The sequence below is a fragment of the Streptomonospora mangrovi genome, from assembly GCF_027604915.1.
GTDB classification, from domain to species: domain Bacteria; phylum Actinomycetota; class Actinomycetes; order Streptosporangiales; family Streptosporangiaceae; genus Streptomonospora; species Streptomonospora mangrovi.
This window is the reverse complement of the sequence record NZ_JAJAQC010000058.1, coordinates 1-6,402: the sequence shown is the minus strand read 5'-3', so window position 1 is coordinate 6,402 and position 6,402 is coordinate 1. Positions and strand designations below refer to the sequence as shown.

Annotated in this window: 5 protein-coding genes; 4 read left to right on the top strand and 1 reads right to left on the bottom strand. The window is 74.5% G+C overall.

Annotation, left to right across the window (positions count from 1 at the left end; genetic code table 11):
* Window positions 1–341 precede the first annotated feature (341 nt).
* Both LG943_RS24455 and LG943_RS24450 read left to right on the top strand, forming a co-directional pair.
* Complete coding sequence (locus tag LG943_RS24455; RefSeq protein ID WP_270074720.1) at window positions 342–1,685, top strand: TRAP transporter large permease subunit; 1,344 nt, start codon at window positions 342–344, stop codon at window positions 1,683–1,685.
* Between the two features lie 17 nt (window positions 1,686–1,702).
* Window positions 1,703–1,927 carry a hypothetical protein gene (locus LG943_RS24450; protein ID WP_270074719.1) on the top strand — a complete coding sequence of 75 codons (225 nt, stop codon included), beginning with the start codon at window positions 1,703–1,705 and terminating at the stop codon, window positions 1,925–1,927.
* 76 nt (window positions 1,928–2,003) lie between these two features.
* Here the strand turns inward: LG943_RS24450 and LG943_RS24445 are convergent, their stop codons facing one another.
* Window positions 2,004–3,290 (bottom strand): ROK family transcriptional regulator, encoded by a 1,287-nt coding sequence (locus LG943_RS24445; RefSeq protein ID WP_270074718.1) that lies wholly within the window; start codon window positions 3,288–3,290, stop codon window positions 2,004–2,006.
* A gap of 319 nt (window positions 3,291–3,609) precedes the next feature.
* Between LG943_RS24445 and LG943_RS24440 the strand changes: the two genes are divergently transcribed.
* A complete protein-coding gene (locus tag LG943_RS24440; protein WP_270074717.1) occupies window positions 3,610–4,461 on the top strand; it encodes an alpha/beta hydrolase in 852 nt (283 codons plus the stop codon).
* Between the two features lie 299 nt (window positions 4,462–4,760).
* Window positions 4,761–6,329 (top strand): PQQ-dependent sugar dehydrogenase, encoded by a 1,569-nt coding sequence (locus LG943_RS24435; RefSeq protein WP_270074716.1) that lies wholly within the window; start codon window positions 4,761–4,763, stop codon window positions 6,327–6,329.
* The last annotated feature ends 73 nt before the right edge of the window (window positions 6,330–6,402 follow it).

Genomic DNA, 6,402 nt, shown 5'->3' with positions numbered 1-6,402 from the left:
CCCCGCCCCGGCGGCGGAGAGCGGGCGCGACCCGCCCGCCCTGTGCCGCCGCGCGCCCGCGACGCGGGGCGCCCCGCACGCCCGCCCCGCGCGCACCCGGTCCGCCGCCCCAGGCGCCCGGCACCACCACCGGAGCCGGCGGCCCCCAGCCGCCCGGCCCGGCCCACCAGCGGGGACCCACCGGGTCCCCTATCCCCTGATCTCCCTGATCGGCGCAGAAGGAGTCCCCTATGCCGACGCCCCACCACCCCCGCCGCCCCGGCGGCCCACCGCCCGACCGGGGCCGCCCGTCCGCCGCACAGCCGGGCCGCCGCCCGCACCGAGCAGGAAGGTAGGGCGCCGTGATCGGGCTCTGGGCGTTCGTCGCCTACATCAGCGTCATCATCCTGTGGAACGTCGTCATCAAGCGCGGCATCGGCGAGGCGATGGTCATCGGCTTCGTCGTGGTCGCCGTGTTCGGCGGCGCCCAGGCGCCCGGCCTGATGTGGGCCGGCATCCGCGCGGCGGCCACCGAGGAGGTCGTGTTCGCCGCCTCGGCGTTCGTGTTCATGGGCTTCCTGCTCAGCCGCACCGGCCTGGTGGACCGGCTGGTCGACATGCTCAACTCGCTGCTGGGCCGGCTGCGCGGCGGCCCGGCCTACGTCTCGACGGTGGCCTCGGCCCTGTTCGGCACGATCTCGGGATCGGGCTCGGGCAACGCCGCGGCGGTCGGGTCGATCACCATCCCGTGGATGATGCGGGCCAACATCGACCCCCGGCTGGCCGCCACCATCGTGGCGGGCAACGCCGGCCTGGGGATCGCGTTCCCGCCCAGTTCGTCGCTGTTCATCCTGACCGGCCTGGGCGCGGTCAGCTCGCTGGTATCGGCCGAGGCGCTGTTCCTGTCGCTGTTCGCGGGCGGGGCGTGGCTGCTGGCCTACCGGCTGGTGCTGATGTGGGCGCTGGTGCGCCGCTACGGGATCGGCCCGGTCGACGCCGAGCACATCCAGCCGCTGCGGCGCACGCTGGCGGCCGGGTGGCCCTCCCTGCTGATCTTCCTGGGGATCGCGGTGCCGGTCGTGCTGACCACCGGCGCGGTGGCGGCCTGGCTGGACGGCTGGGCCGGCACCGGCGCCATGGAGGCGGTCAGCATCATCACCTGGATCCCGGTGCTGGTCATCCTGGTGACGCTGGTGGTGGGCCGGCGCAGCCTGCCGCGCGGTGCGCGCGGGTGGTGGCACCTGCTGGGCGAGGCCGGACCCAAGTACGGGGTCATCGGCGTGGTGCTGTTCTTCGCCTTCGCGGCCTCCACGGTGCTGGGCGAACTGGGCATGGGCGAGCAGTTGACGGCGCTGCTGTCGGCCATCGACGCGCCGGTGTTCGTGCTGGCGCTGATCGTGGGCGTCATCGTGCTGGCGGCCGCCGCGCCGCTGACCTCCACGGCGACCATGGTGGCGGTCGGCTCGGTGGCGTTCACCGCGCTGGTGGGCGCCGGGGTGTCGCCGACGGTCGCGGCGGTGGCGGTGCTGATGTTCGCCTCCACCGAGGGGGCGTCCCCGCCGGGCGCGGCCCCGATCTACATCGCCAGCGGTATCGCCGGGGTCGACCCGGTGCGCACGTTCGTGCCGCTGCTGCTGTGGTACGTGCTGCCCACCCTGCTGATCACCACGCTGGTGGCGGTCGGCTTCCTGCCCATCCCCGGCTGAGTGACGAAGGGTCCACCATGAGGAGAGCACTCGACATCGCGTTCCGCATCGGGCTGGCGGCGTTCCTGCTGGCCGGGGTGGCGGTGGTGGCCGTGCAGGCGGCCGGCCTGGCGGCGGGGTCGGCGGGCCTGGTGACGTCGGCGGCCGAGGTCGTCGGCCCCGTGGCCTACACGCTGGCCGGTGTCACCGGCGTCATCGCGTTCATCCGCTCCTACCTGGAGAAGTGGGAGAGCGGCGACTGACCGCCCGGTCCGCGCGACCGGGAAGCGAGGGCGCCCCGCCGCACCGGCGGGGCGCCCTCGGCGCGCCCGGGCCGGCTCACCCGCGCGCGGCCGGGGCGCGGCGGGGCTGCTCCTCCTCGGCGAGGTCGGCGGGGATGCGGGTGCCGGTGTGCAGGGGGACGAGTTCGGACTGGAGCACCGTCGTGGCGGCGCCGATGGCGGGCGCGGTGGCGGCCGACGTGGAGAGCTGCACGGCCACGGGGTGGGACTCGCGGGCGAAGAAGGTGCGGTCCAGCTCCTCCTGGATGGCGGGCAGGTAGATCGAGCCGGCGACCGCGAGTCCCTGGCCGGTGAGCACGATCCGGTCGAGGTCCAGGACGGTGGCCAGGGTGCGGGTGGCCACGGCGAGGTAGCGGGCTGAGCGGTCCATCAGCGCCTTGGGGCCGGGGTCGCCCCGGCGGGCGGCGCGGGCCACCGCGGCGAAGTCGGCGGCCACCGACGAGGTGCCCCGGCGCGGCTCGGGGGCCAGGCCGGCGGCGCGGGCGGTGCCGGCGTCGGCGCGGGCGGCCGCCACAACCGCCGCCGGACCGGCCAGCGCCTCGGTGCAGCCGCGCGCGCCGCACCAGCACTCGGGGCCGTCGGCGGCCACGCACACGTGCCCGATCTCGCCGGCGTTGCCGCTGGTGCCGTGGTAGGGGATGCCGTTGACGAGGATGCCCGCGCCGATCCCGGTGCAGACGTAGACCGCCGCGAAGGTCGCCGACCCCTTGACCGCTCCCGACCAGTACTCCCCCAGCGCCGCCGCGGTGGCGTCGTTGCCCAGCACGACCGGCAGCCCGGTGGCCTCGCCCACCGCGTCGTCCAGCGGGAAGTCGGCCCACCCGCGCAGCGGCGGCGGCGCCGGGCGCATGCCCGACCGCGCGGTGAGCGGCCCCGGCGCCACCAGGCCCACGCCCAGCACCCGCCGCTCCTCCACACCCGCCCCCGCCACCAGCGCGGCGGTCTCGCGGGCGATGCGCGCCACCACCGCCGGCGGGTCCTCGGCGCCGGCGCCGGTGCGCGACATGCGCGCCACCACCGCGCCGGAGAGGTCGGTGAGCACGTAGGTGATCCCGGAGTGGTCCAAGTGCACCCCCACCGCGTAGCGCGCGGCGGGATTGAGCTGGAGCAGCACGCGCGGCTTGCCGCCGGTGGACTCCGCGCGGCCGGTCTCGACCACGAGGTCGTCGTCGATCAGCCGGCGGACGACGGTGGAGATGGTGGCCCCGGTGAACCCGGTGGCCGCGATGAGGCCGACGCGGCTGATGGTGCCGGCCGCGCGGATGACGTCGAGCACCGCCGCCCGCGTGCTCGCGTGCGGAATCGGCCGTACCGCACCGCCCACTGCGACCTCCCTGCCCTCGCCGTGCCGAGGGGCGCCCCGGCCGCGGCCGCCGCGCCCCGGCGGGTGCGGCACCTGGGGATTTTACCGCCGGGTGCCCGCGCCGGGGTGTCCCCGGTGCCGGTGCGGCGGCCGCCGATTTCGCCCAACGGCATTTTCCCGAATAACCCGAAGGCGGGACGGCCGGCACTATCGGCGAAACCACCGGTCCTTTGGCAGCGGGTGTTGACAGCCGAATTCGGCTGCCGAATATTCGTTTCACAGCGCGCTGAAGAAAATGACCGAATTCGTCCTCAGCAAGCGTTATTCGAGGAGAAGTGACATGGGATCACGACGTTCGCCCGCCCTCGCCGCGGCGCTGACGCTGCTGGCGGCGGCCGCCCTCCTCCCCGCCGCGTCGGGGACGGCCTCGGCCGACCCCGTGCGGACGATGGGCGGCACCGGCCCTTACGACGCGGAGTACACCACCACGCTCCGGCTCCCCGACCACACCGTCTACCGCCCCGTGGACCTCCCCGAGGACGAACCGCTGCCGATCGTCGTCTGGGGCAACGGCGCCTGCCGCGCCGACGGCACCTGGTTCGAGAACATCCTCACCGAGTTCGCCTCGCACGGCTTCCTCGTCATCGCCAACGGCGAACCCGGCGGCACCGGGCAGACCGACCCCGAGATGCTGACCGAGGCCATCGACTGGGCCATCGCGGAGAACAGCCGCCTCTTCAGCCCCTACCGCGGCCACATCGACACCGGCAGCATCGCGGTGATGGGCCAGTCCTGCGGGGGCATCGAGGCCTACGAGGTCTCCGACGACCGCCGCGTGGACACCACGGTGATCTGGAACAGCGGCATGCTCAGCGACCTGGACAACCACCACCTCGCCCGGCTGCACGCCCCCATCGCCTACTTCACCGGCGGGCCGAGCGACATCGCCTACGAGAACGCCATCGACGACTGGGGCCGCCTCCCCGCCGGCCTGCCCGCCTTCATGGGCCACCTCGACGTCGGCCACTTCGGCACCTTCGCCGAGCCCAACGGCGGCGAGTACGGCCGCGTGGGCACGGAGTGGCTCAAGTGGCGACTCAAGGGCGACCCGGACTCCCGGGCGCAGTTCGTGGGTCCCAACTGCGGGCTGTGCTCCACCGAGTGGGACGTCCAGCGGAAGAACCTGACCTAACCCCGCCGCGCCCCCGGCCGGGGCGGGTCGACCGGCGCCCTTCGCGGACGCCGACCGGCCCGCCCCGGCCCCGCTTTTTCCGCGTGTTTTCAGAACCGGGAAATCCGGTGTGACCACGGCAAACCATGGGAGCGCTCCCGAACAAGCGCCGGAAACCGGAATCCCACCCCTGGCCACGCCGCTCCGCGCGGCTTACCCTTTGCGTGCCAGCGATCACTCTGAACGCGCGGTGGCACATCAGGGGGAATGGCGTGCGGGGTGGTTGGATTTCCGGTTCCTATCCTCAACCAGGAGCGTGCATGCCGCACAACCGATGGGCGCGGCGGGCCTGCGCCGCCGCCGCGGCGGGGCTGCTCGGGGCGCTGACCGCGATAAGCCCCGCCTCCGCCGACGACCCCTCCGACACCGAGGCGGCCGCGTCCGCCGACGCGGCCCTCCCCCTGGAGCGGCTGCGGATCGCCTCGGAGGTGACCGACGCCGACCTCGACCGGCCCACCGCGATCGCCGCGCCCGACGACGGCAGCGGCCGGCTGTTCATCACCGAGAAGGAGGAGGGCACCGTCCGGGTCTACCACCCCGACACCGGGCTGGCGGCCGAGCCCCTCCTCGACATCGGCGACCGGATCTCCGTGGAGGGCAACGAGCAGGGCCTGCTGGGCATCGCCCCCTCCCCCGACTTCGCCGCCGACCCCGCCCTCTACGTCGCCTACACCGCCACCGACTGGACGCTGACCCTCTCGCGGTTCCCCATGGACAGCCCCGACCAGGCCACCGTGCCGGCCGACGCCGAGGAGGTCCTGCTCACCCAGGAGCACGCCGAGTTCAACAACCACAACGGCGGCGACGTCCACTTCGGCCCCGACGGCCACCTCTACTGGAGCCTGGGCGACGGCGGCGGCGCCGGCGACCCGCTCGACAACGGGCAGAACCTCGGCACGCTGCTCGGCACCATCGTGCGCATCGACGTCGGCCGCGCCTGCGGCGACCTGCCCTACTGCGTACCCGAGGACAACCCGTTCGTCGGCGTCTCCGGCGCCCGGCCCGAGATCTGGGTCTACGGCCTGCGCAACCCCTGGCGGTTCTCCTTCGACCCGGTCGACGGGTCGATGTGGATCGGCGACGTCGGCCAGGGCTTCCACGAGGAGGTCGACCACCTCCCCGCCGGCGAGGGCGGCGCCAACTTCGGCTGGCCCTGCCGCGAGGGCCCCGCGCTCTACGACGAGACCCGCTGCGACGCCGGGGCCGACTACGAGGAGCCGGTGTTCTCCTACACCCACGAGGGCAGCGGCTGCTCGGTCACCGGCGGCGTGGTCTACCGGGGCGAGGAGTACGCCGACATCGCCGGCGGCACCTACGTGGTGACCGACTACTGCAGCAACGTCGCCTGGGGCATCCGGCCCACGGGCGGCGGCGAGTACGAGGCCGCGGAGATCGGCACGCTGCCCATCCAGGTGACGGCCTTCGGCGCCGACGAGTCGGGCGAACTGTACGTGGTCAACGACCTGCCCGGCCGGCTCTACCGGGTCTCCTTCGAGGCACTGCCGCCGCCGGTGGACTGCGCCGTCGACTACACCGTGGACAGCCAGTGGGGCAGCGGGTTCACCGCCTCGGTGGTGGTGACCAACACCGGCGCGGACCCGATCGACGGCTGGACCCTGGAGTGGGACTACACCGGCGGGCAGCGGGTGTCCAACGCCTGGCAGGCCGAGGTCTCCCAGGAGGGCACGGCGGTCACGGCCGCCAACCTCGACTGGAACCGGGTCATCGCGCCGGGCGGCACCGCGCGGTTCGGCCTCCAGGCCGCGCACACCGGCGCCAACCCGGCTCCGGAGCAGTTCACGCTCAACGGCTCGGTCTGCGAGGGCTGAGCGGAGCGGTGGGGGCGCGCGGGGGGGGGCGGCCCCCCCCCCCCACCCGGGGCCCGGGCCGGGGGGCGGGCGC

Coding starts and splice junctions, on each gene's coding strand:
- LG943_RS24440 (WP_270074717.1), top strand. CDS start 3,610: ATGGGATCACGACGTTCGCCCGCCCTCGCCGCGGCGCTGACGCTGCTG.
- LG943_RS24450 (WP_270074719.1), top strand. CDS start 1,703: ATGAGGAGAGCACTCGACATCGCGTTCCGCATCGGGCTGGCGGCGTTC.
- LG943_RS24435 (WP_270074716.1), top strand. CDS start 4,761: ATGCCGCACAACCGATGGGCGCGGCGGGCCTGCGCCGCCGCCGCGGCG.